This is a genomic window from Marinifilum fragile, assembly GCF_963677365.1.
Taxonomy (GTDB): Bacteria; Bacteroidota; Bacteroidia; order Bacteroidales; family Marinifilaceae; genus Marinifilum; species Marinifilum fragile.
The window spans coordinates 2,871,102-2,895,409 of record NZ_OY781962.1 but is presented as its reverse complement, the minus strand read 5'-3'; the positions used below and the strand labels follow the sequence as shown (position 1 = coordinate 2,895,409).

Genomic DNA, 24,308 nt, shown 5'->3' with positions numbered 1-24,308 from the left:
TTTGCCCTTAAAAAGAGAAAGGAAAAATTAAAATTCCCCTCTTCTAAACTCCGAGCAAATAATAGCAGTTGCCACAGACACATTTAATGATTCGGATGTTTCCTGATCGGCTGGGAAGTTTGGAATAAATAGTTTATTGCTCACCAATTGTCCAATTTCTTCGGATATTCCCTGACCTTCGTTACCCATTACAATAAAACCTTTGTTTTGCAAATCGCATTTGTATATGGTTTCACCTTCCAAAAAAGTTCCATATACAGGAAAATCCTTTGATTGATGCGAGGAAATCAAATCATGTAAAGAAGTGTAGGTAACTTTTACACGCGCTATAGCTCCCATACTTGCCTGTATCACCTTAGGGTTGTATACATCCACTGTGTTTTGTGAGCAAAAGATGTTCTTAATTCCAAACCAATCGGCAATGCGGATGATGGTACCCAGGTTGCCAGGATCCTGAACATCATCAAGCAATATCGATAAGGAGTTTTTTATGATGCTTGCATCGATATTATTAGTAGGAATCTTGAAAACGGCAAGAACTGGCGATGGTGTTTTTAAACTGCTTACCTTTTTCATCAGGTTGGCATCGGTTTCAATCCGATTTTCAATCTGATTGAGATGTTCTGTAGTTGGTGCATTCTTCCAATCAGAAGTATATACCAGGTAAGCAACTTTTATGTTGGTTTGTAGCAGGTCCATTACCAACTTATCACCTTCGGCAACAAAAAGTTGATGAGAATCTCTATATTTTTTCTTTTGTAAGCTGGATATGAGTTTGATTTGATTTTTCGAGAGCACTGCTAAAAGCTTAAAAGTTAGTAAATCAGACTGTTTGTATTGGTGTTTTCAAAGAATAAAAGCAATGCACGTAAATGTTTCATATGCATTACAAATTATTAATTGATATAAGTATCTTTGTTGTAGTTTAAACCGATAAATAATCAATTCATTCTTGAAAGCTATTCTAAAATACAAAAGTAGTTATTATTTCCCGATTTTACTTTTCTTTCTGAGTTTCTTACTTGGTATGAGTTCTTGTTCAACTACCAAGTATGTTGGGGAAGATGAATACCTTTTGAACAAAGTTATTGTTAAGGTTGATGATAAATCCGTGCCTTCAGGTGATCTTAAAAAAAATATCAAACAAAAGTCCAACTTGAAAATTTTAGGTGCTTGGCGTTTTCATCTGGGGCTTTATAATCTGTCTGGTAAGGATAAAACTAAAGGCTTTAACAAGTGGCTTAGACGAATAGGTGAAGAACCTGTTATTTATGAGGATTTTCAGACGAAGAGATCGGTAGCTCAGTTGCAGCTTTACATGAAGAAAAAAGGCTACTACGATGCTGTAATAAAAGATTCTGTTGCTTTTAAAAAGAAAAAAGCAAAGGTGTATTACACGATAACAGCCAACCAGCCTTATCGATATCGTAAGATTTATCACCAACTTGATGATTTGCCTTATAACTTTTTATCTCAATCGCAGAAGGTGGGAGAAATGTCGGACTCTACTCAGATTCGAGTTTATGTAAATGAAGATAAACAAGATGCGAAAGTGAAGGAGGGAAGTAAGGTAGACTCTGATGTGCTTGGAGAAGAGAGAATGAGAATTTTTAAAATGCTTAAGAATAAGGGGTATTTTAATTTCTCAAGAGAGTATATTCATTTTATGATGGATAGCACGAAGAAAGATCATCAAATGGATGTTTTTGTTGGCTTGAAAAAGCCTTTGAATGAAAAGGCAAGCAAAAAGTATCGTATTAATAAAATTAAAATCCTTACCGAATATGACCCCAAGTTGATGCTGATGAATGATTCAATTTATTTGTCGGAATTGGATACTTTGGTGCATAAGGATGTGGAGTTTATTTATAGAAATAAGCTTAAAATAAAGCCTGATGTGATTTTATCCTCAATTCGAATAAAAAAAGGGGATTTGTACAATTTGAATTCTGTTTCTCAATCATACAGTAGGTTACAGCAATTGAATCAATTTAAGTTTGTGAATATAAACTTTGATGAGGATGCAAAAGCAACTGATGATGAATACGGTAGTTTGAATTGTGTGATTCAATTAAGTCCACATAACTTGCAATTCTATTCATTCGAGTTGGAAGGAACCAATTCTTCTGGAAATATTGGGTTTGCAGGCAATTTGAATTATCAGCATAAAAATTTGTTCGGTGGTGCCGAGGTATTGGATGTTCAGCTTTCTACGGCCAGAGAAAATGTGAAGTCGAGTGAGCAAACAAATTTTAGTTCTTCAGAATATGGTATTGTTTCCAAATTGAGTATACCTAAATTTTTACTTCCTTTTTTCGATGCTGAAAAATTCAGAGAATCATACAATCCAAGGACCATATTTTCACTTTCCTATAATTTTCAGAAACGTCCCGACTATACCAGAACAATTGCTGATGCAAGTTTTGGGTATTTTTGGAAATCGTCGAAGTATTTGAGACACACCTTTAACTTGGTTGAGTTGAACTTTGTTGATGTGAAAGATTTAAGTGAAGATTTTCTGAATGATATTAATAATCTTTACATTCAAAACTCCTTTACCGATCACGTTATCGCTACTACAAGATATTCGGTAACTTATAATAATCAGAATATTAATATTCCCAAAAATTACAATTACCTAAGGGTAAGTGCAGAGGTGGCAGGTAATACTTTAAAAACCATCGATAATATTTTGGGAAGGTCAAAAAGAAATGATTACGACTCAGAGGGAAATATTGAGGGAACTTACCACGACTTTTTAGGAATTAGATATGCGCAATATGTGAAAGGTGATGTTGAATATCGCTTTAATCACTACATCAACCGCGCAAATAATATGGTATACCGTGTGTTCTTTGGGATTGGTTATCCTTATGGAAATTTAGAGGTGTTGCCATTCGAGAAAAGCTATTTCTCAGGAGGAGCAAATGGGATTAGAGCCTGGCAAGTAAGATCTTTAGGGCCTGGTTCATATGTTGATGAGGGATCTACTTATCCAAATAATGCAGCTGATCTTAAAATAGAAGCAAACCTTGAGTATCGATTTAAACTCTTTTGGGCATTGGAAGGAGCGTTATTTCTTGATGCAGGAAACATATGGGCAATCTCGAAAAAAGATGATAGAAAAGGAGCAGATTTTCAATTCGATCGTTTTTACGAAGAAATTGCAATTGGAACCGGGTTCGGAACGAGAGTAGATTTAAAATTTATCCTATTCCGTTTGGATTTAGGTTTAAAATTGAGAGATCCGTCAAAAGTAGGTAGTGAACGTTGGATTATTGCTAAGCGTCCGTTTAAACTCAATCAGTTAACGTTCAATATAGGGATAGGGTATCCATTTTAATCTGGATTTTCGGAAGAAATTAAGGTCTTGTTTATGCTTTATTAAAAATAGTTTAATTGCATTCGTTTGCATAATTTTCTTATAGACAAAACGGTGCAAAATTTATTATTTCTTTTTAACTTCGTGGTGAAATTTAGACTTTCCGACGATTTTATAAGAACTATCCGATAAATTATATTATTATGAAACGAGTATTAGATGTTGTTAAACCGGGTGTAGTAACCGGTGATGATGTGCAAAAATTATTTCAGGTTGCTAAAGAAGAAGGTTTTGCAATCCCAGCTGTAAACGTAGTTGGTACTAACTCAATTAATGGTGCATTAGAAGCTGCCAAACAAGTAAATTCACCAATTATCATTCAGTTCTCGAATGGTGGTGCATCTTTCTTCTCAGGTAAGGGAATCAATGCAGAAGGACAAAGTGCTGCAATTATTGGAGCTGTTGCTGGAGCTAAATACGTTCATGCAATTGCTGAGCATTATGGCATTCCAGTAATTCTACATACGGATCACGCTGCAAAAAAATTGTTACCATGGATCGACGGTTTATTGGATGCTGGTGAAGAGTTTTTTGCTCAAACAGGAAAACCATTGTTTAGCTCACACATGCTAGATTTATCAGAAGAAACTCTAGAAGAAAACATTGAAACTTGTGTGAAGTATTTCGAGCGCATGAACAAAATGGGTATGACTATCGAAATTGAATTAGGTTGTACTGGTGGTGAAGAAGATGGTGTTGACAATACAGATATGGATAACTCATTATTGTATACTCAACCTGAAGATGTTGCTTTAGCTTACGAAGCATTATCTAAAGTGTCTTCTAGTTTTACAATTGCTGCATCATTTGGTAATGTACATGGTGTTTACAAGCCAGGTAATGTTGTATTGACTCCTAAGATTTTGGATAACTCACAAAAGTTTATCTCAGAAAAATATGCGGTAGCTGATAATACTGTTGATTTCGTATTTCACGGTGGTTCAGGTTCAACTTTAGAAGAAATTCGTGAAGCAATTTCTTATGGAGTTATCAAAATGAACATTGATACAGATACACAATGGGCATTCTGGAACGGAGTACGTGAATTCGAAGCTGCAAATCACGATTACTTGCAAGGTCAAATCGGTAACCCAGAAGGTGACGACAAACCAAACAAGAAATACTACGATCCAAGAAAATGGATGCGTGAAGGTGAAGTGGGAATGAGAGACCGTTTAGTTCAGGCTTTCGAAGACCTAAATGCTGTAGGACGTAACTAGTCTTTAAAATATTTAATTGTAAAGCTCGGATGATTTTATCCGGGCTTTTTTGTTTGTATTTGATATAAAAAGCAAAAGCATTTAGGAATTAGACCTAATATTTTGCAAATTTGAACTTACCCTAATTTGTATATCTATAATCTTAAAATTTAACACATGTCTATTAGTAATCCCTCGGGACGCGATGTTTTTTCAAGTAAATTTGGTGTAATTGCAGCTGCAGCTGGATCGGCAGTTGGTCTTGGTAATATTTGGAGATTTCCATATGTAGCTGGAGAAAATGGAGGCGGTGCATTCCTTTTAATATATTTAGCTTTTATAATTGCTATCGGATTGCCGGTAATGCTTTCCGAGTTGTTGATAGGTCGGAAAGCGCAGCAAAATGCATTTGGTTCTTTTCGTAAGCTTGCTCCTGAATCTATGTGGCCCCTTGTAGGTTTAATGGGAGTCATTGCAGCTTTTTTAATTCTTGCATTTTATTCTACTATCTCTGGTTGGACTTTGGAATATTTGTATCAAGCAATAAGTAATGGATTTGCCCATGGTGATACCAAGCTGATGTTTGATGATTTTAAACAAGGGACTTTTCGTCCATTAATGTGGCAAATGGTTTTTATGCTATTAACTGCATGGATTGTTTTTTCAGGAGTTAAAAATGGCATTGAAAAATATGCAAAAATATTAATGCCTCTGTTGTTTATTCTAATACTTGTGATGTGTGTGCGCTCATTGTCCTTGCCCGGTTCTTCTGCTGGTTTAGATTTCTTATTTAAACCTGATTTCTCAAAAATATCAATGGGAGTAATCCTGGAAGCGTTGGGGCAGGCTGCCTTTTCGTTAAGTATTGGTATGGGGGCTTTAATTACCTACGGTTCTTATATCCAAAGGCAAAATAATTTGGGAAAAACGGCTTTTCAAGTTACTGTTGCCGATACAGTAATTGCAATTTTATCTGGTGTAATGATATTTCCAGCTGTTTTTGCATTAGGTTTTCAGCCTGATTCTGGAGCAGGTTTGGTTTTTGAAGTACTTCCAAAACTATTTCTGGAAATGCCTGGAGGATACTTTTTCTCGATTTTATTTTTCTTCTTGCTAGCTGTAGCCGCATTAACTTCCACCATATCGGTACTTGAAGTTGTTGTGGCATACTTTTCAGAAGAATTAAATATTTCCAGGAAAAAAGCTACGGTAATTGGTGCAGCGTCTATTTCTGTATTGGGAGTATTTGCAACCCTATCTTTTAGTGATTTATCAGGTATCAATATTTTAGGACAAAGTATTTTTAGCTTAATGGAATATACCGCTGCAAATGTATTGCTGCCATTAGGAGCATTATTAATTGTAATTTTTGTAGGTTGGAAGTTAAAGCATGCAATAGTACGAGAAGAGTTGTCGAATGAGAATTCTTTAAGAGTGAAATATTTTAAAGTATTCTTCTTTATCGTGAAATGGTTGGCTCCTATAGCAATAACAGCTGTGTTTTTAAATGGGGTAGGATTGTTAAAACTTGGATAAGATTAATCTTTTTTATAATATTGATAAGCGTTGTTTGGTTTCAAATAACGCTTTTTTAATATGTCATTGAAAAAGATCATAAGAGAATACTTTTCTTATTCCACATCCGAGAAAAGAGGATTATTAGTGTTGGCCTTAATACTAATAACAGTCTTTGTATTGCCAGAATTTATAAATACAGATTCTACACCAGATTCTATACCTAAGAAAAATGAAAATCTTGATAGTTTAATAGCTATATTGAGCAGTAAAGGTAAATTGAAAAATCCTGCTTTGTTTTTATTCGACCCTAATAAGGCTTCCGCTGAGGATTTTAAAAAACTTGGATTAAGAGATTATCAAACCAGGAATATCTTAAAATATAGAGAAAAGGGTGGAGTGTTTAGATCCAAAGCTGATTTTCGAAAAATTTATGGCATTAAAGATGACGATTACAATCGATTGAAAGATTACATCAATATTCCTCCTGCAATAAAGAACGAAAAAGTTAAAAATATTGCTAAACGAAGAGTTGAATTAGAGTTGTTCAATTTTGATCCCAATACAATTGATAAAGTCGAATGGGAAAAGTTAGGAGTAAATGATAGGATGTCGAATCGCATTATAAAGTATTTGTCGACTGGAGCTAGGTTTAAAAATGCTGATGATCTCGGTAAGATTTATGGATTTGATTCTTTGATTCTGAAACGGCTAAAGCCATATGTGCATATAAAACCTTTAAAAGAGAAGAATGTAAAAATAGAATTGGTTGATTTGAATTTGGCAGATACTTCCATTTTAAAAACGCTGCCTGGTATTGGAAAAACACTTTCAAATAGAATTGTAAAATATAGAGAATTACTTGGTGGTTACATTTCCAAATCTCAGTTGTTGGAAGTGTATGGTATTTCAAAAGAAACTTTCCAATCCATAGAGAATCGGGTATGTGTATCACCTGTTGTATTGCAAAAAATTTCAATTAATGACTGTAATGCTAGATTATTGGAGAAACATCCATATATCAGCAGAAGGATGTCTTCGGATATCGTAAAATACAGAGAGCGAGTGGGGAATTTTACCTCAGTAGAGGATTTGAAAAACAAGCATTTGTTGAGCGATAGTGTCTTTCAGAAAGTACAACCTTATTTAAGTATCGAATAGTAGTCATTGAATTAGCTTGAGAATAATTCCTTATTTTCTTACCTTTACATTTCTGAAAAGGGGCCTAAAATATTAGAATGGAGATAATTTCATTACTTTTTTCAAAATAAATTTGAATTATAATGATTGAATTAATAAATTTGCGGCTCACTTAGAAAAACATAAATATTAAAGGAGAAAATTATGATTGTTATTCCTATGAAAGAAGGCGAAAACATTGAAAGAGCCTTGAAAAAATTCAAAAGAAAATTTGAAAAGACTGGTGTAATTAAAGAGCTTAGAGGAAGACAGGTTTATAAAAAACCATCTGTAAAAAGAAGAGAAGAGAAATTACACGCGATCTACGTTCAGCAAATGCAACAAGCTGAAGATTGATTTTCTGTTGGATTAATTCCTTGATATCTTAATTTTTCGTATCTTGGATTATCCTATTGGATAAATATCCTGGATGTATGAGTTTTAAGGAATCTTTTCTGTCTTATTTGCAATACGAAAAACGATATTCTGCACATACAGTTTTATCTTATGACTGTGATTTGACTCAGTTTTTTGAATTTTATTCAGGTGCTGATGATGTACAAGTTGAAGATATAACATTTAAAGATGTTCGTAGATGGATCGTTTTTTTAATGAACGAAGGTAAAACTTCGCGAACTGTAAATAGGAAGTTATCCTCTTTAAAGTCATTTTTTAAGTATTTGCTTAGAGAATCAGTGATTGATTCGAACCCAATGGATAAAGTTGTTGGACCTAAGCAAGGAAAGAAGTTGCCTGGTTTTGTTGCAGAGCATGCAATGCAGGTGCTAAGAGAAGTTGATTTTGGGGAAGGATTTGAAGGTGTTCGAGATCAATTGGTAATAGAAATGTTTTATCAAACTGGCATGCGATTGTCGGAGTTGATGAATCTTAAAGAGTCAGATTTTGATCGATCAGCATCTTTAGTTAAAGTATTAGGAAAAAGAAATAGAGAAAGAATCATTCCAGTAAGTGAGAGTTTGGTAAAACTTCTTGATCAATATTTGGATCTTAGATATAAAACTTTCGGAAACTTGGATGATTTTCTTTTTGTAACTAAAAAGGGGGTGCCTGTTTACGAAAAGTTGTTGTATAGAATCGTTACAAAGCATTTGTCGAAAATTACAACAATGACCAAGCGAAGCCCGCACGTTCTGAGACATACATTTGCAACGCATCTATTAAATAATGGTGCGGAATTAAATGCAGTTAAGGAACTTTTGGGGCATTCGAATTTATCGGCAACACAAATTTATACTCATACTACTTTTGAGCGTTTAAATAATATATATAAACAAGCTCATCCGAGAGCATAAATTTTGGAGGATTAGAATATGATTAACATTCAATCGATCGGTTTTGTTGCTGATGTGAAATTGGAAAATTTCATAGAAAATAAGCTTGGAAAAATAATGAAGCTCAACAGCGATGTTGCTGGAGCTGAAGTTTTTCTTAGGGTTGAAAAATCTGATATTACCGAAAATAAGGTAGTTGAGATCAATCTTGATATTAAAGGCGCAGATGTGTTTGCAAAAAAGCAAAGTAAAACATTTGAAGAGGCAACGGATCTTGCTGTTGATGCATTACGAAAGCAAGTCGTGAAACACAAAGAAAAACTAAGAGCAAAATAATTAGAAAAAACACCTAATTATTTTGTGATAAATTTAAAATATTTTTACATTTGCAAACCATTTTCAGGGAAAAGTATGCCTGTTAAATAAGATGGTTTGCATTTTTTGCCGATGTAGCTCAGCTGGCTAGAGCAGCTGATTTGTAATCAGCAGGTCGTGGGTTCGAGTCCCTCCATCGGCTCTGATTTTTAAAATATTGGGGAGATACCAAAGTGGCCAACTGGGGCGGACTGTAACTCCGCTGACTTTCGTCTTCGTAGGTTCGAATCCTGCTCTCCCCACTGGTAAACGAAAAGAAACATTTCTGTTTCTTTTTTTGCGGGAATAGCTCAGTTGATAGAGCATCAGCCTTCCAAGCTGAGGGTCGCGGGTTTGAGTCCCGTTTCCCGCTCAAATACGTTTGCCGTTGTAGCTCAGGGGTAGAGCGCTTCCTTGGTAAGGAAGAGGTCACGAGTTCAAATCTCGTCAATGGCTCAAGAAATTTAAGATATTGTTTTTAATTGTTGTCTAATATTAATTAATATTTGGAGTTATGGCTAAAGAACATTTTGACAGGTCAAAACCACACGTAAATATTGGTACCATTGGTCACGTTGACCACGGTAAAACTACTTTGACTGCCGCTATTACAACTGTATTAGCAAAAAAAGGTTTGTCTGAAGTGAAATCATTCGATTCTATCGATAACGCTCCTGAAGAGAAGGAGAGAGGTATTACTATTAATACTGCTCACGTAGAATACCAAACAGCTAACCGTCACTACGCTCACGTTGACTGTCCAGGTCACGCGGATTACGTAAAGAACATGGTAACTGGTGCTGCTCAGATGGATGGTGCTATTTTGGTTTGTGCTGCAACTGATGGTCCTATGCCTCAAACTCGTGAGCACATCCTATTAGCTCGTCAGGTAAACGTACCTAAAATCGTTGTTTTCTTGAACAAAGTTGACATGGTTGACGATGCAGAGATGCTTGAGTTAGTAGAAATGGAAATTCGTGAGTTATTGGATTTCTATGAGTTCGACGGTGATAACACTCCTATCATTGCTGGTTCTGCTTTAGGTGGATTGAACGGTGAAGCTGAGTGGGAAGAAAAAATCATGGAGTTGATGGATGCGGTTGATACTTGGATTCCACTTCCTCCACGTGATGTAGATAAGGCTTTCTTGATGCCAGTTGAGGATGTATTCTCTATTACTGGTCGTGGTACTGTAGCTACTGGTCGTATCGAAACTGGTATTGTAAAAACTGGTGAAGAAGTACAGATCATTGGTCTTGGTGCTGAAGGTATGAAGTCTGTAATTACTGGTGTTGAGATGTTCCGTAAGATTTTGGACGAAGGTCAGGCTGGTGATAACGTAGGTCTATTGTTGAGAGGTATTGACAAAACTGCTATCAAGCGTGGTATGGTTATTTGTCACCCTAATACAATCAAGCCTCACACTAAGATTAAAGCTGAGGTTTACGTATTGAAGAAAGAAGAAGGTGGACGTCATACTCCATTCCATAACAAATACCGTCCTCAATTCTACATCAGAACTCTTGATGTAACTGGTGAGATTACTCTTCCAGAAGGAGTTGAGATGGTAATGCCAGGTGATAACGTAACTATCAACGTTGAGTTGATCACTCCAGTAGCTTGTGATTTAGGTCTACGTTTCGCTATCCGTGAAGGTGGTAGAACTGTAGGTGCTGGTCAGATTACTGAAATTATCGACTAATTGCATAATATAAAGATTGATCCGTGAATTCGGGTCAATCTTATTATAGACGGGTGTAGCTCAGTTGGTAGAGCACTGGTCTCCAAAACCAGGTGTCGGGAGTTCGAGTCTCTCCTCCCGTGCAAAGACAAAATTGCCTTATGAAACTAAAAATTTATATTGAAGAAGTTTATAAAGAACTGGTTCAAAAAGTATCTTGGCCATCATGGTCTGAGCTCCAAAGCAGTGCGATAGTAGTTATGATTGCTTCCACTATTATTGCTCTAGTGATATTCTTAATGGATATGGGGTTTAAGAATTTGATGGATTTTATATACAATATGTTACACTAATAATTCCTTTTTTAGAAAAAGATGGCTGAAATTCAAAAAAAATGGTATGTTCTTAGGACTGTTGGAGGAAAAGAAAAGAAAGTCAAAGAATATATTGATAGCGAAATTTCCAATCTGGGTCTAACGGAATTTGTGTCACAGGTTCTCATTCCTACCGAAAAAGTTTTTCAGGTGCGAAACGGGAAGAAGATTAGCAAGGAAAGAATTTTCTTACCAGGCTATGTTCTAATCGAAGCAGCACTCGTTGGAGAGATTCCTCACATCCTTCGTAATATTACGAATGTGATTGGCTTCCTGGGGGATACAAAAGGCGGCGATCCTACTCCTATGCGTATGTCAGAAGTGAACCGCATACTGGGTAAGGTTGATGAATTGGCTGGCAAAGATGAAGAAATTAATATTCCTTATTTTGTTGGCGAAATGGTTAAAGTGACTGATGGACCATTTAATGGTTTTACCGGTGTGATTGAAGAGGTAAATGCAGAGAAGAAAAAACTGAAAGTTATGGTTAAGATCTTCGGACGTAAGACTCCTCTTGAGTTAAGTTTCATGCAGGTAGAAAAAGAATAATTAAATCCTTTAGAAAAGTAAAGCTATGGCTAAAGAAGTTGCAGGATTAATCAAATTGCAGATCAAAGGTGGTGCTGCAAATCCTTCACCCCCAGTAGGACCTGCGTTGGGTGCTAAAGGGGTTAATATCATGGATTTTTGTAAGCAATTCAATGCAAGAACTCAAGATCAGGCTGGAAAAGTAATCCCTGTAGTGATTACTGTTTATTCTGATAGTTCTTTTGAATTTATTACAAAAACTCCTCCTGTTGCTGTACAAATTTTAGAGGCTGCAAAATTAAAATCAGGTTCTTCTGAACCAAACCGTAAAAAGGTAGGTTCAATTTCTTGGGATCAAGTTCGCGAGATCGCAGAGGGGAAAATGAAAGATTTGAATGCTTTTAAAGTTGAAAGTGCCATGAGTATGGTTGCTGGTACAGCAAGAAGTATGGGTATCACAATTTCTGGTGATAATCCTCTTAATCAATAATTTTAAACACTGCAATTAAAATGGGTAAACTAACGAAAAATAGAAAGTTAGCTTCAGAAAAAGTGGATACTGATAAGCTATATTCTATCGACGAAGCAGCGAAATTGGTTAAGGAGATTACAACAACCAAATTTGATGCCTCAGTGGATATGGATGTTCGCTTAGGAGTTGACCCGAGAAAAGCTAATCAAATGGTACGTGGTGTTGTTACACTTCCTCACGGTACTGGTAAAGAAGTTCGTGTTTTGGTTCTTTGTACTCCTGATAAGGAAGAAGAAGCAAAGGCTGCAGGTGCTGACTATGTTGGCCTTGACGACTATGTTGCCAAAATCAAAGGAGGTTGGACTGACATTGACGTAATCATCACGATGCCTACTGTAATGGCGAAAGTTGGTGCACTTGGACGTGTTTTAGGGCCACGTGGTTTAATGCCAAACCCTAAGTCTGGTACAGTAACTATGGATATCGCTAAAGCAGTTGCTGAAGTGAAAGCTGGTAAGATTGATTTTAAGGTCGATAAGTACGGTATCGTTCACTCATCAATTGGTAAAGTATCTTTCGAGGTAGATAAAATCAAAGATAACGCTAAAGAATTTGTTGGCATTATCAATAAATTGAAACCATCTGCAGCAAAAGGAACTTATATCAAGAGTGTTTACCTGTCAAGCACAATGAGTCTTGGGATTCAAATTGATCCAAGATCACTTGACTAATTTAAAAATTTAATCAAGATCTTAGTAATCATGAAAAAGGAACAAAAAATTCAGATTATTGATAGCTTGACGGAAGAAATTAATGCGTCAAACCACTTCTATCTTACTGACATCTCAGGAATGAATGCTGAAGGCACTTCAGCACTTCGTAGAGCATGTTTTGAAAAGGATATTAAGTTGGTTGTTGTAAAAAACACCCTTCTTAAAATCGCTTTAGAAAAGGCAGAAGGCGAGTTTGAAGAACTAGACAATGTACTTAAGGGATCTACTTCTCTTATGCTTGCAGAGACTGGTAACCTTCCTGCGAAGCTTATCAAAGAATTCCGTAAGGGACATGATAAACCTATCCTGAAGGCGGCTTACGTTGAAGAATCGCTTTATATTGGTGATAATGAGCTTGACGCTCTTGCTACCATTAAATCTAAAGAAGAACTTGTTGGAGATATCGTTGCATTGCTTCAATCACCAATCAAGAATGTTATTTCTTCTTTGGAATCAGGAAAGAATATCCTAGCTGGTGTTGTGAAAACACTTTCAGAAAAAGAGTAATATATTTAGAGTAATTAAATTTTAAAAACTGAAGGAAAAATGGCAGATTTAAAAAAGTTTGCAGAAGAATTAGTTAATTTGACTGTTAAGGAAGTAAATGAATTAGCTGAAATCTTAAAAGAAGAATACGGAATTGAGCCAGCTGCTGCTGCTGCAGTTGTTGCTGGACCTGCTGCTGGCGCTGAAGGTGGTGCTGCTGAGCAAACTGAGTTTGACGTAATTCTTACTTCAGCTGGTGGTTCAAAACTAGCGGTAGTGAAATTGGTTAAAGAATTAACTGGTTTAGGTCTTAAAGAAGCTAAGGCTGCAGTTGATGCTGCACCAGCTCCATTGAAAGAAAAAGTTTCTAAAGAAGAAGCTGAAGCACTTAAAGCACAATTAGAAGAAGCTGGAGCTGAAGTTGAGCTTAAATAGAAGCACTAAAACCTATAAATAAGGTTATTTGGTTTAGAGTTCCTAACCGGGACTCTAAGCCTTTTTGTTGTTTATTATCGTTTAGGTTCAATTAATTTTAAGTAAATGTCTTCAAATACTATTAGTCAAAGAATTAGTTTTGCTTCTAACAAGAATCAGCTTTCATATCCTGATTTTTTGGAAGTACAATTAAAATCTTTTCAAGACTTTTTTCAGCTGGAAACGACTCCAGAGAAAAGAACGAACGAAGGATTATTTAAGGTATTTAGCGAGAATTTCCCAATTACCGATACCAGAAATAATTTCGTATTGGAATTTCTCGACTATTTTGTTGATCCGCCCCGTTACACAATCGATGAATGTATCGAAAGAGGCTTAACTTATAGCGTACCGCTAAAAGCTAAGTTAAAACTTTACTGTACCGATCCTGAACATGAGGATTTCGATACAGTAATTCAGGATGTATACCTTGGAACTGTTCCTTACATGACCGAAAAAGGTACATTCGTAGTTAACGGTGCTGAACGTGTGGTTGTATCTCAGCTTCACCGTTCACCTGGTGTATTCTTTGGTCAAAGTGTACACGCAAATGGAACCAAGTTGTATTCTGCCAGAATTATTCCTTTCAAAGGTTCCTGGATCGAATTTGCTACCGACATCAACAATGTGATGTATGCATATATCGATCGTAAGAAAAAGCTTCCTGTAACAACCTTGCTTCGTGCAATTGGTTACGAGAGCGATAAAGAAATCCTTGAGATTTTTAACCTTGCTGATAAAATCAAGGTTTCTAAAACCGGTTTGAAGAAAATCGTTGGAAGAAAACTTGCTGCTCGTGTTCTTAAGTCTTGGATTGAAGACTTCGTAGACGAGGATACTGGCGAGGTAGTATCTATTGAGCGTAATGAGGTGGTTATTGATCGTGAGATAATAATCGAACCAGAACATATTGAAGAAATTCTTGAATCAGGTGCAAAAACTATCTTATTGCACAAAGAGGAACAAAATCTTGCTGATTATGCGATTATTTACAATACGCTTCAGAAAGACCCTTGTAACTCCGAAAAAGAAGCTGTTCTTCACATTTATCGTCAGTTGCGTAATTCTGAGCCACCAGATGAGGCTACAGCTCGTGACGTAATCGATAAATTATTCTTCTCTGATAAGAGATATGATTTAGGTGATGTTGGTCGTTACCGCCTAAATAAAAAATTAGGTTTAAACACTGATGGTGACACCAAAGTGTTGACCAAAGAAGACATTATTGAAATTATCAAGTACCTAATTAAGCTGTTGAATGCACGTACTGATGTGGATGATATTGACCACTTGAGTAACCGTCGTGTTCGTACAGTTGGTGAACAACTTTATACTCAGTTCGGAGTAGGTTTGGCACGTATGGCTAGAACCATTCGTGAGAGAATGAACGTTAGAGATAATGAGGTATTTACTCCAATAGATTTGATTAATTCGAAGACTCTTTCTTCTGTGATTAACTCCTTCTTTGGAACGAATGCATTGTCACAGTTCATGGATCAAACCAACCCATTGGCTGAGATTACACACAAACGTAGAATGTCGGCCTTAGGTCCTGGTGGTCTTTCCCGTGAAAGAGCAGGTTTTGAGGTTCGAGATGTACACTATACTCACTATGGACGTTTATGTCCAATTGAGACTCCTGAGGGACCAAACATTGGTTTGATTTCTTCTCTTTGTGTTTTTGCTAAGATTAATAATTTAGGTTTCATCGAAACTCCTTACCGTAAGGTAGCTAATGGAGGTGTTGATTTATCTTCAGAGGGGATTGAATATTTATCAGCGGAAGAGGAAGAAGGGTTGACAATTGCTCAAGCAAATGCTCCTTTAAATGATGATGGTAGTTTTGTAAATCCTAAAGCAAAATCTCGTAAAGATGGTGACTTCCCATTCGAGGAAGTAGAGAATATCGATTTGATGGACGTTGCTCCAAACCAAATTGCTTCTATCGCGGCTTCTTTGATTCCTTTCTTGGAGCATGATGATGCGAACCGTGCTTTGATGGGATCTAACATGATGCGTCAGGCAGTTCCAGTTATTAAGCCAGAATCTCCTATTGTTGGTACTGGTTTGGAAGGTGCTCTTGTTCGTGATTCGAGAACTCAAATTAGTGCTGAAGGTACAGGGGTTGTTGAGTTTGTAGATGCAAATAAAATTGTAATCAAATACGAGCAAACTGAAGAAGAAGCATTTGTTAGTTTTGATGGAGATACCAAGACATACAATATTCCAAAATATGGAAAAACCAACCAGGGTACTACAATTGACTTGAAACCTATTGTTACAAAAGGACAACAGGTTGTAGAGGGACAAATTCTTACTCATGGTTATGCAACTCAGGATGGAGAATTAGCTCTTGGTCGTAACTTGAAAGTGGCATTTATGCCTTGGAAAGGTTACAATTATGAGGATGCGATTGTAATTTCGGAGCGTATCGTTAAAGATGATGTATTTACATCAGTTCATGTTGATGAGTATACTCTTGAAGTTCGTGACACGAAGCGTGGTATGGAAGAATTAACTTCTGATATTCCTAACGTTAGTGAAGAAGCAACTCGTAATCTTGATGAGAATGGTTTGATTCGTATTGGTGCGAATGTTGAACCAGGTGATATCTTAATTGGTAAGATTACTCCAAAAGGAGAATCAGATCCATCACCAGAAGAGAAGTTATTGAGAGCTATCTTTGGTGATAAAGCTGGGGATGTTAAAGATGCTTCATTGAAAGCTTCTCCATCATTACGTGGTGTAATTATCGATAAGAAATTATTCTCTCGTTCTATTCGTGATCGTAAATCGAAGCAATCAGATAAGCCATTAATCCAAAAATTGGATGAGGAATTGGCGTCACAAGTAACGGCATTGCAAGCGCGATTGGTTGAAAAGCTTTTCAACCTTGTAAATGGCAAGACTTCGCAAGGAGTTAAAGATTACTTAAGCGTAGATGTTATTCCTAAAGGTGTTAAGTTCACTCAGAAATTGTTAGCAGATATCAATTTCTTGGAAATTAATCCTAACAAGTGGACAACTGATAAAGATAAGAACGACACAATCAAAAAGCTTTTACACAACTATATTATCAAGTTCAAAGAACTTGAAAGTATTAACAAGCGTAAGAAATATAATGTAACCATTGGTGATGAAATGCCAGCAGGTATTATTCAAATGGCGAAAGTATATGTTGCTAAGAAACGTAAGCTTCAGATTGGTGATAAGATGGCAGGTCGTCACGGTAACAAAGGTATTGTTTCTCGTGTTGTAAGAGAAGAGGACATGCCATTCCTTGAAGATGGAACCACTGTTGATATCTGTTTGAACCCACTGGGTGTACCTTCACGTATGAACTTGGGACAGGTATTTGAAACTGTACTAGGTTGGGCAGGTAAAGAACTTGGGTTGAAGTTTGCGACTCCTATTTTTGATGGTGCGTCGTTGGATGAAATTACAAGTTATACTGATAAAGCAGGTGTTCCTGCATTCGGTAAGGCATATCTTCACGATGGTGGAACTGGAGAACGTTTCGACCAGCCTGCAACTGTAGGTGTGATCTATATGCTGAAACTTGGTCACATGGTTGATGATAAGATGCACGCGCGTTCTATTGGACCATACTCACTTATTACTCAGCAACCACTTGGTGGTAAAGCTCAGTTTGGAGGTCAGCGTTTTGGAGAGATGGAGGTTTGGGCACTCGAGGCATTTGGTGCTGCTCATATTCTTCAGGAAATCCTTACCGTTAAGTCGGATGACGTTATAGGTCGTGCTAAAGCTTACGAATCTATCGTTAAAGGTGATCCAATGCCAAGTCCGGGTATTCCGGAATCTCTAAACGTGTTACTACACGAGTTAAGAGGTCTTGGCTTGAGCGTAAAATTAATTTAAGCCTTATATTATAAAGTGAATGTTCGGGTTTCCGTTCATTCACTTTTATAGAATAATTTTGTTAATTTCCTAATTTTCAACATATGGCATTCAGAAGAGATAAACAAGTAAAGAGCAATTTTACAAAAATCTCTATCAGTCTTGCCTCTCCAGAAGAAATTCTTGAAAGATCAAGTGGAGAGGTTTTAAAGCCTGAAACCATCAATTATCGTACTTATAAGCCGGAACGTGATGGATTATTCTGTGAAAGAATTTTCGGTCCCGTTAAAGATTATGAGTGTCATTGTGGTAAGTACAAGCGTATCCGTTATCGTGGTATTGTTTGTGACCGTTGTGGTGTTGAAGTAACAGAAAAAAAGGTTAGACGCGAAAGAATGGGACACATTCAGTTGGTTGTTCCTGTTGCGCATATCTGGTACTTCAAATCATTACCAAACAAAATTGGTTATCTTTTAGGATTACCTACCAAAAAGCTTGACTCAATTATTTATTACGAAAGATACGTAGTAATTAATCCAGGGGTTAAATCAGCTGATGGTATTAAATATTTAGATTTTCTAACGGAAGAAGAATACTTGGATATTCTTGACGAACTTCCAATGGAAAATCAATTTTTGGATGATGATGATCCAAATAAGTTTATTGCTCAAATGGGAGCGGAAGCTTTGTATAGTTTGTTAGGTCGTTTAGATCTTGATTCATTATCATACGACTTGCGTCACAAAGCAAATACAGAAACTTCGCAGCAACGTAAAAATGAAGCATTAAAGCGTTTGCAAGTAGTTGAAGCTTTCCGTGAGTCACAAGGAGTAAATAATCCTGAATGGATGATTGTGAAAGTTGTTCCTGTGATTCCACCAGAACTTCGTCCATTGGTACCATTGGATGGTGGACGTTTTGCAACTTCAGACTTGAACGATTTGTATCGTAGAGTAATTATTCGTAATAATCGTTTAAAAAGATTAATTGAAATCAAAGCTCCGGAAGTAATCTTGCGTAATGAGAAGCGTATGCTTCAGGAAGCAGTTGATTCATTATTTGATAACTCACGTAAATCTAATGCGGTTAAGACAGAAAATAACCGTCCTTTAAAATCTCTTTCAGACTCATTGAAAGGTAAGCAAGGTCGTTTCCGTCAAAACTTGTTGGGTAAGCGTGTTGACTATTCTGCTCGTTCGGTAATTGTTGTAGGACCAGACTTGCAAATGCATGAATGTGGTCTTCCAAAAGACATGGCAGCGGAATTGTACAAGCCTTTCGTAATCCGTAAATTGATTGAGAGAGGTATTGTAAAAACTGTAAAATCAGCTAAGAAAATTGTAGATAGAAAAGATCCTGTAGTTTGGGATATCTTGGAAAATGTACTGAAAGGACATCCGGTTCTTCTTAACCGTGCTCCTACTCTTCACCGTTTGGGTATTCAGGCATTCCAACCTAAATTGATCGAGGGTAAAGCAATTCGTCTACACCCACTTGCATGTACTGGGTTTAACGCCGACTTTGATGGTGACCAGATGGCGGTTCACTTGCCACTTGGTAACGAAGCAGTATTAGAGGCTCAAATGTTAATGTTGTGTTCGCACAATATCTTGAACCCTGCTAATGGTGCACCAGTTACTGTTCCTTCTCAGGATATGGTATTGGGTCTTTACTACATTACCAAGCCTAGAAAAGGAAGCAAAGGGGAAGGATTAACTTTCTATTCAGCAGAAGAGGCTATGATTGCTTTCAATGAGAAAGCTGTAGATCTTCACTCTGTGATTAAAGTGAAAGTTAAGGATTTGAATGAAAATGATGAATTGGTAGATACTATTATTGAAACTACTATTGGTCGTATCATTTTGAATCAATTTACTCCTGAGGGAGCTGGTTTTATTAATCAGTTGATTACTAAAAAAGCACTTCGTGATATTATTGGATATGTATTCAAGAAATGTGGGGTTGATGCCTGTGCGAAATTCTTGGATGATATCAAAGATTTAGGTTACCGCAAAGCATTTGAAGGTGGTCTTTCGTTTAACTTGTCTGATGTTATTGTTCCAGCTGAGAAGGAAGATCTTGTTGCTGAAGGTTACGCACAAGTTGAAGAAGTGTTGGCTAACTATAACATGGGTTTCATTACCAATAATGAACGATACAATCAGATTATTGATATTTGGACACATGTTAACGCTAATTTGACTCAAACATTGATGAACCAGTTGATTGCCGATAATCAAGGATTTAACTCGGTTTACATGATGCTTGATTCTGGAGCTCGTGGTTCTAGAGAGCAGATTCGTCAGTTGGGTGGTATGCGTGGTCTGATGGCAAAACCTCAGAAATCAGGTGCTACTGGTGGTCAAATTATTGAAAACCCGATTCTTTCGAACTTTAAGGAAGGTCTTTCTGTATTGGAGTACTTTATTTCTACTCACGGTGCTCGTAAAGGTCTTGCGGATACGGCATTGAAAACAGCCGATGCGGGTTACTTAACACGTCGTTTGGTTGATGTTGCACAGGATGTTATCATTAATGAACAAGACTGTGGTACATTGAGAGGTCTTACTGCTACAGCGATTAAGAATCAGGAAGAAGTTGTTGCATCTCTAAGCGAAAGAATTCTTGGTAGAACTACTGTACATGATGTATATCACCCAATTTCAGGTGATTTAATAGTGAAATCAGGAGTTGAGATTACTGAAGAGATTGCTCAAAAAATTGAAAATTCTCCGATTGAACGCATAGAGATTCGTTCAGTACTTACTTGTGAATCTAAACAAGGTGTTTGTGCGAAATGTTATGGACGTAACCTTGCAACAGGTAAGGCTGTTCAGAAAGGTGAGGCGGTTGGTGTTATTGCAGCTCAGTCGATTGGTGAGCCAGGTACACAGCTTACACTTCGTACCTTCCACGTAGGGGGTACCGCAGGTAACGTTTCTGCTGAAAACTCTGTTGAATCGAAATACGATGGTTACGCGGAATTCGAAGAATTAAGAACTGTAGAACATACTCCTAAAGAAGGAGATAAGTATGATGTTGTAATTGGTCGTTTGGCTGAATTACGTATCATCGATAAAAACACAAACATTACCTTGACTACACATACAATTCCTTACGGATCTAAATTGTATATCAAGGATGGTCAGGATGTTAAGAAAGGTGACTTAATTTGTGAGTGGGATCCATACAATGCTATGATCGTTACTGAATTCTCAGGTAAGGTTACTTTCGATAACTTAATTGAAGGTGTTACATTTAAAGAGGAATCTGATGAAGCAACTGGTTTTGCTGAGAAAGTAGTTGTAGAATCTAAGGATAAGACTAAAAACCCAAGTGTTAAGATTTTGAACTCAAGTGGTGAGATATTAAAATCTTACAACTTACCAGTTGGTGCTCACATTTCTGTGAACGAAGGTGAGATGGTTATTGCAGGTCAATCTCTTGTTAAGATTCCTAGAGCTCTTGGTAAGGCAGGTGATATCACCGGGGGTCTGCCACGTGTTACTGAGTTGTTTGAGGCTCGTAACCCATCTAATCCTGCTGTTGTTTCTGAGATTGATGGTGAGGTTACATTTGGTAAAATCAAACGTGGTAACCGTGAGATTGTTGTTACAACCAAAACAGGTGATGTGAAGAAGTACTTGGTACCTCTTTCAAAACAAATTCTTGTTCAGGAGAACGACTATGTAAGAGCGGGTACTCCATTATCAGAAGGTGCTACAACACCAGCCGATATTTTATCGATTAAAGGGCCTACAAAAGTTCAGGAATATATCGTGAACGAAGTACAGGATGTATACCGTATGCAGGGTGTGAAGATTAACGATAAGCACTTTGAGATTATCGTTCGTCAGATGATGCGTAAGGTAGTTATTGATGATCCGGGAGATACTAAGTTCTTGGAGAAACAAGTTATCGACAAGATGGAATTTATGCGTGAGAACGATGAAATTTTCGGAATGAAGGTTGTTGTTGATGCAGGTGATTCTGACGAGTTGAAAGCAGGGCAGATTGTAACTGCAAGAAAACTAAGAGATGTAAATTCTATCTTGAAGCGTCGTGATATGAAACTTGTTGAAGCTCGTGAAGCTATCGCTGCAACTTCTACTCAGATCTTGCAAGGTATTACAAGAGCTGCTCTTCAAACTAAGAGTTTCATTTCTGCTGCATCGTTCCAGGAGACAACTAAAGTGTTGAATGAAGCTGCGATTAGCGGTAAAATGGACAAATTAGAAGGTCTGAAAGAGAACGTTATTTGTGGTCACTTGATTCCTGCAGGTACAGGTTTAAGAGAATACAAAGATGTTGTAGTAGGAGCGAAAGAAGAGTACGAAAAGCTTCTTGACAATAAATCAGAATTCTAAATATAGGACTCTAAATATTAAGGGGTGTTTCCATTGGAAACACCCTTTTTTATTGTTTAGAATTGGCAGGACATTCAAAATTAATTTCCTAATTTTACCAGAGTAGATAAGAAATCAATAAAAATAGATACATTATGAGTGATAAAAAGCCTTCAGGACAAATAGATATTCAATTAACGGAAGAAGTAGCACAAGGAACTTATTCTAATTTAGCTGTAATTACACATTCTAGCTCTGAATTTGTTGTAGACTTTGTTAGAGTGATGCCAGGAGTGCCTAAAGCAGATGTAAAATCAAGAATTATCTTGACTCCTGAACATGCAAAACGTCTATTATTAGCCCTGCAAGATAATATTCATAAGTTTGAAAGTATGAATGGACCAATTAAAAATGTGGAAGAAAATAATGGGCCACAAGGGCCAGTGATTCCAATGAATTTTGGGCCAACAGGACAGGCATAAAAAAGGAAGCATTTCGCTTCCTTTTTTTATATTTCAGATAGTTTTAATATCGATTGTTTTACGCTTCTTTTATGAGCTGCAACCAGAAACCATGAAAATACTAGCAAGGCGATCACAATTCCAATTGTGTAGCCTATGTTTGTATCAATTGCCAATCCTCCATTTTTATTTGGGGCAACTAGAATAAATGTTGCACATATCGCCGTCATAAATGTTGCAGGTATGCTAATAATGAAGTGATTTTTCTTCTTTTCTACCAAATACATTGCCGCTGTCCAAAGCATTACCATGGATAGAAATTGATTAAAAAGACCTAGGAATTTCCAGATCGTTCCAAAGCTAAGTTGAGAAAGGATAAATCCCAATACAAAAAGCGGAATGGATACTATTAATCTACTTTTCAAAGATTTTTGTTCCAGTTTAAAAAAATCTGCAATCATTAATCGGGCACTTCTGAAAGCGGTATCTCCAGTTGTAATAGGACATGCAATTACACCAACAATGGCGAAAATAGCTCCAACTTGTCCTAGCCATGTATTACAAATTTCATTAACTACCCAAGCTGGATTACGACCAGAGGCAATTGTACTATTTAAATCGCTTGCTGATCCAAAATAGTTCATTGCAGCGGTAGCCCAGATGATCGCTACAATTCCTTCAGCAATCATGGCACCAAAAAACACAGGACGACCATAGCTTTCTTTACGCATGCAGCGTGCCATCATAGGTGACTGTGTAGAATGAAATCCAGAAATTGCCCCACAGGATATTACAATAAACATCATTGGATACAGGATGTTTTGAGTGGGATTAACATGCATATTTTTTAACTGGTCAACAGATAGCTCATTCAGGTGAAAACTTCCATTAAAACCATTATATAGCATGATACCCGCTATACTAAAGGCCATGATTAATAATGCAGCTCCAAAAATTGGATAAATCTTACCAATAATTTTATTGATTGGAAGTAAGGTTGCAAGTAAGTAATATCCAAAGATTCCATAAAGCCAATAATGCAAACCTCCACCAGTTAAATCCTTTAATAATCCTGCCGGACCTGTTACAAAGGCTACACCAACCATTATTAATAATGCAAATGTGATGATTGCTAGAATAACTTTGGCAATTATTCCTAAATATTTACCTACAATTTCAGGTAAGCTCGCACCATCGTTTCTAATGGAAAGCATCCCCGAAAAATAATCATGTACAGCACCCATAAAAATACAGCCAAAAACGATCCAGATGTAGGCAACAGGACCGTACATAGCGCCTAGTATTGCTCCAAAAATAGGACCTAATCCTGCGATATTTAAGAACTGAATGGTAAACATTTTCCAGGTAGGCATAGGAATGAAATCTACACCATCTTCAAGTCGAACAGCAGGGGTTTTAATTTTATCATTGGCTCCAAAGAAGTGTTCTATAAATTTGCCGTAAACAAAATAGCCAATAACGAGAGCTAATATTGCAGATAAGAATGTAATCATAGTAATAATCGGTTTGCATCAAAATTAGCGATTTTTAATAGATTGAATCATTGAACATCAACATTAAATAGCGAGGATAGCTTAGAGGATGGGTTTCATCCATGATTAATAAGCGATTTATTTCTTTATTAAAAGCTTGATAGTTTTGAAATTATCATTTATCCTTTGCGTAAATTATATCGAGAATCACTGATAAATAGTAGTATTCTAAGAGACTGTGATCTTGTAAAATAATAAAGGACTAATAAGTCTTTTATGAAAGGTTTTGTGTACGCAATTAAGATTTGTTTTAAGTATTCGAATCTTTATATTTGCTAAGCTCTGAATTTTACGAATTCAATGGTAAAATGAGCAAACCTGAATATAGAAATAATAATTAGTGATTAGTTGATTTACTTAGATACAGAATAAAGAGTCATT

Annotated in this window: 19 protein-coding genes and 5 tRNA genes; 22 read left to right on the top strand and 2 right to left on the bottom strand. The window is 36.6% G+C overall.

Annotated elements, in window-relative coordinates:
• Positions 1-27: 27 nt before the first annotated feature.
• Positions 28-798 carry a TrmH family RNA methyltransferase gene (locus ACKPCA_RS11525; protein WP_321279236.1) on the bottom strand — a complete coding sequence of 257 codons (771 nt, stop codon included), beginning with the start codon at positions 796-798 and terminating at the stop codon, positions 28-30.
• A 154-nt stretch (positions 799-952) separates the two neighbouring features.
• On the opposite strand from ACKPCA_RS11525, the gene tamL reads away from it, so the two are divergent.
• From tamL to ACKPCA_RS11415, 22 genes are all read left to right on the top strand, one after another.
• On the top strand, positions 953-3,343 hold the full coding sequence (gene tamL, locus ACKPCA_RS11520; protein WP_054716133.1) for a translocation and assembly module lipoprotein TamL: 2,391 nt from the start codon (positions 953-955) through the stop codon (positions 3,341-3,343).
• Between the two features lie 182 nt (positions 3,344-3,525).
• Positions 3,526-4,602: a class II fructose-bisphosphate aldolase gene (gene fbaA / locus ACKPCA_RS11515; protein WP_321279235.1), complete on the top strand. Its 1,077-nt coding sequence runs from the start codon at positions 3,526-3,528 to the stop codon at positions 4,600-4,602.
• Positions 4,603-4,758: 156 nt separating this feature from the next.
• Positions 4,759-6,117, top strand: coding sequence for a sodium-dependent transporter (locus ACKPCA_RS11510; protein ID WP_321279234.1), 1,359 nt, complete (start codon positions 4,759-4,761; stop codon positions 6,115-6,117).
• A 60-nt stretch (positions 6,118-6,177) separates the two neighbouring features.
• Positions 6,178-7,257, top strand: a complete 1,080-nt coding sequence (locus tag ACKPCA_RS11505) for a ComEA family DNA-binding protein (RefSeq protein ID WP_321279233.1) — start codon at positions 6,178-6,180, stop codon at positions 7,255-7,257.
• A 183-nt stretch (positions 7,258-7,440) separates the two neighbouring features.
• On the top strand, positions 7,441-7,632 hold the full coding sequence (rpsU, locus tag ACKPCA_RS11500) for a 30S ribosomal protein S21 (protein ID WP_110360383.1): 192 nt from the start codon (positions 7,441-7,443) through the stop codon (positions 7,630-7,632).
• A 77-nt stretch (positions 7,633-7,709) separates the two neighbouring features.
• Complete coding sequence (locus ACKPCA_RS11495; RefSeq protein ID WP_054716149.1) at positions 7,710-8,588, top strand: tyrosine-type recombinase/integrase; 879 nt, start codon at positions 7,710-7,712, stop codon at positions 8,586-8,588.
• 18 nt (positions 8,589-8,606) lie between these two features.
• Positions 8,607-8,903, top strand: a complete 297-nt coding sequence (hpf, locus tag ACKPCA_RS11490) for a ribosome hibernation-promoting factor, HPF/YfiA family (protein ID WP_054716153.1) — start codon at positions 8,607-8,609, stop codon at positions 8,901-8,903.
• Between the two features lie 107 nt (positions 8,904-9,010).
• Positions 9,011-9,084 (top strand) — tRNA-Thr (locus ACKPCA_RS11485).
• Between the two features lie 17 nt (positions 9,085-9,101).
• Positions 9,102-9,184 (top strand) — tRNA-Tyr (locus tag ACKPCA_RS11480).
• A 37-nt stretch (positions 9,185-9,221) separates the two neighbouring features.
• Positions 9,222-9,294, top strand: a tRNA-Gly gene (locus ACKPCA_RS11475).
• An 11-nt stretch (positions 9,295-9,305) separates the two neighbouring features.
• Positions 9,306-9,377: transfer RNA gene (locus ACKPCA_RS11470), tRNA-Thr, on the top strand.
• 58 nt (positions 9,378-9,435) lie between these two features.
• On the top strand, positions 9,436-10,623 hold the full coding sequence (tuf, locus tag ACKPCA_RS11465) for an elongation factor Tu (RefSeq protein WP_321279232.1): 1,188 nt from the start codon (positions 9,436-9,438) through the stop codon (positions 10,621-10,623).
• Between the two features lie 49 nt (positions 10,624-10,672).
• Positions 10,673-10,745: transfer RNA gene (locus ACKPCA_RS11460), tRNA-Trp, on the top strand.
• An 18-nt stretch (positions 10,746-10,763) separates the two neighbouring features.
• Positions 10,764-10,955 carry a preprotein translocase subunit SecE gene (secE, locus tag ACKPCA_RS11455; RefSeq protein ID WP_054716421.1) on the top strand — a complete coding sequence of 64 codons (192 nt, stop codon included), beginning with the start codon at positions 10,764-10,766 and terminating at the stop codon, positions 10,953-10,955.
• A 21-nt stretch (positions 10,956-10,976) separates the two neighbouring features.
• Entirely contained in the window at positions 10,977-11,525 is a 549-nt protein-coding gene (gene nusG / locus ACKPCA_RS11450) for a transcription termination/antitermination protein NusG (protein WP_054716160.1), read from the top strand.
• Between the two features lie 25 nt (positions 11,526-11,550).
• The gene (gene rplK, locus ACKPCA_RS11445; RefSeq protein ID WP_054716163.1) at positions 11,551-11,994 is read left to right on the top strand and encodes a 50S ribosomal protein L11; all 444 of its coding nucleotides are present in this window, start codon (positions 11,551-11,553) and stop codon (positions 11,992-11,994) included.
• A 20-nt stretch (positions 11,995-12,014) separates the two neighbouring features.
• Positions 12,015-12,707, top strand: a complete 693-nt coding sequence (gene rplA, locus ACKPCA_RS11440) for a 50S ribosomal protein L1 (protein ID WP_054716166.1) — start codon at positions 12,015-12,017, stop codon at positions 12,705-12,707.
• A gap of 30 nt (positions 12,708-12,737) precedes the next feature.
• Positions 12,738-13,256, top strand: coding sequence for a 50S ribosomal protein L10 (gene rplJ / locus ACKPCA_RS11435; RefSeq protein WP_054716169.1), 519 nt, complete (start codon positions 12,738-12,740; stop codon positions 13,254-13,256).
• Positions 13,257-13,295: 39 nt separating this feature from the next.
• Complete coding sequence (gene rplL, locus ACKPCA_RS11430; protein WP_054716172.1) at positions 13,296-13,670, top strand: 50S ribosomal protein L7/L12; 375 nt, start codon at positions 13,296-13,298, stop codon at positions 13,668-13,670.
• Between the two features lie 105 nt (positions 13,671-13,775).
• Positions 13,776-17,588: a DNA-directed RNA polymerase subunit beta gene (gene rpoB / locus ACKPCA_RS11425; protein WP_321279231.1), complete on the top strand. Its 3,813-nt coding sequence runs from the start codon at positions 13,776-13,778 to the stop codon at positions 17,586-17,588.
• 83 nt (positions 17,589-17,671) lie between these two features.
• A complete protein-coding gene (gene rpoC / locus ACKPCA_RS11420) occupies positions 17,672-21,934 on the top strand; it encodes a DNA-directed RNA polymerase subunit beta' (protein ID WP_321279230.1) in 4,263 nt (1,420 codons plus the stop codon).
• Positions 21,935-22,068: 134 nt separating this feature from the next.
• Entirely contained in the window at positions 22,069-22,395 is a 327-nt protein-coding gene (locus tag ACKPCA_RS11415; RefSeq protein ID WP_054716181.1) for a DUF3467 domain-containing protein, read from the top strand.
• Between the two features lie 26 nt (positions 22,396-22,421).
• Here ACKPCA_RS11415 and ACKPCA_RS11410 read toward each other — a convergent pair whose 3' ends face one another.
• Positions 22,422-23,888: a carbon starvation CstA family protein gene (locus ACKPCA_RS11410; RefSeq protein WP_321279229.1), complete on the bottom strand. Its 1,467-nt coding sequence runs from the start codon at positions 23,886-23,888 to the stop codon at positions 22,422-22,424.
• Between the last annotated feature and the right edge of the window lie 420 nt (positions 23,889-24,308).